Source organism: Spiroplasma sp. Moj (assembly GCF_016082285.1).
Classification (GTDB): Bacteria; Bacillota_I; Bacilli_A; order Mycoplasmatales; family Mycoplasmataceae; genus Spiroplasma; species Spiroplasma phoeniceum.
Window position 1 is genome coordinate 1 of sequence record NZ_MQTY02000149.1, and the last position, 1614, is coordinate 1614.

General features: G+C 26.6%; 2 protein-coding genes. Both read right to left on the minus strand.

Annotation, left to right across the window (positions count from 1 at the left end; all coding sequences use genetic code 4):
- Positions 1-130: 130 nt before the first annotated feature.
- Positions 131-274, minus strand: a complete 144-nt coding sequence (locus BST80_RS05190) for a hypothetical protein (protein ID WP_415746271.1) — start codon at positions 272-274, stop codon at positions 131-133.
- A 3-nt stretch (positions 275-277) separates the two neighbouring features.
- On the minus strand, positions 278-1549 hold the full coding sequence (locus BST80_RS05195; RefSeq protein ID WP_415746272.1) for a sodium-dependent transporter: 1272 nt from the start codon (positions 1547-1549) through the stop codon (positions 278-280).
- Between the last annotated feature and the right edge of the window lie 65 nt (positions 1550-1614).

The following is a 1614-nucleotide window of genomic DNA, read 5'->3' on the forward strand; positions in this document are numbered from 1 at the left end:
AGCTGTGTTAAAATTTTTAAAAGACTAACTGGTCTAAAATGTATATGGTACCTCACATTTGCAACCTTTTTTTGTTCCTCCAAGAATATTATTCTAAAATAAAAATAAAAGTTATAATTAACTTTTATTTTTATTTTTTTTCTAATTTTGTGTTTTCTGCCCTTTTAATATTATTGTTTCAATCTTTATACATAAAAAAGACAAATCCGCCAAATAAAACAAGAAACAACACAATAATAATCGTCAATGTAATAATTAATCAAGTTGCCATCATTTTTTAGTTCTCCAATCCTTCTTGTCACATTCCAACTGGTACTGGTTTAATTTGATATTTTCTTAACACAGTAACCGATAAAATACTACATATTAACGGCATAATAATTCCTAATAATACTGCTAATATTGATAATCATCAAGGCTTTGATAACCCTGAACTAATAAAGACATAAAACATAAAAACACTATTAACTGCTAACAACAATGGTGTTAAATACGAAATCGCAAATTTATATGTTTTACCAATTTTAATTCACGAATGTGCATTATTGTAGGCAATCATTATTGGTAATTTTTTGTAAATATGAATAAATAAAATAATTTCAACTAAAGCCATCACTAACATATTAACACTACCAGCTAAAGCTTGGAACGAATAAAGTAATTGGTTAGTATCTTTAAACATTAAGACTAAACCAATGGTAGCTATTAAAATCATTAAAATAATAATAACTTGTTTTTCCTTTACTTTGTAATTTGAAAAAATTCCATTTATGACAACTTCAATCATTGCAATAATATTACTTAATCCAGCAAATAATAATGCTGTAAAAAATAAAATGCCTAAAAAGTTTCCAAAACCAACAAAGGTTTGTTTATTAATAACATTAAAAGTTTGTGGAAAAACATTAAAGATAAAACTAGCACCATCATTTTTTGGAAACGCTTCATCAATTGCTTTGGTATAATCATCAATCGTAATTAATCCAGGATTTTGTTCATGAACTAAAATGCCTGCTGAACCAAAAACCATAATTAATGTTAAAAGTGAAATTGCTAAAACACCAAATGATAAAATATATGCTTTATTTGTATTATCCTGTGTTTTTGGTGCTGCACCAGCAAATAACATCATAAATCCTGAACCAACACAAACCGTAAACACACCTAATCCAAAGGCATCACTTCATACTTGCAAGTTGCCAAAGGAACTTAAGGTTCTTTGCGTTGGCATTAAAACTGTTCCTAGTCCTTCTAATGCTCCTGGAATTGTTAAAACGTAAATTGCTAAAACTAATAAAATAACAAATAAAACTGGAATAAAAATAACATTTGCTTTTTCAATTCCTTTTGCTCGAAACATCACAATTGTCCCAACAATAATAACAATTGCAATAAAGGCTAAGTATGCTAATCATTGAAAATTAGCATTACCGGCTACACCAATTCCACCAGGATTTAAAATATTATTATCAAACCATAATGGTGTATTAATTAGACTTATTGCATAACCTATTAAAATAATTGTAAATATTTTTAAAAAGATACTAATAGCAAATTATAATTTTAATTAATTATGTCTTTTATTTAAAAATTTAATATTTTCCTACGACGAAA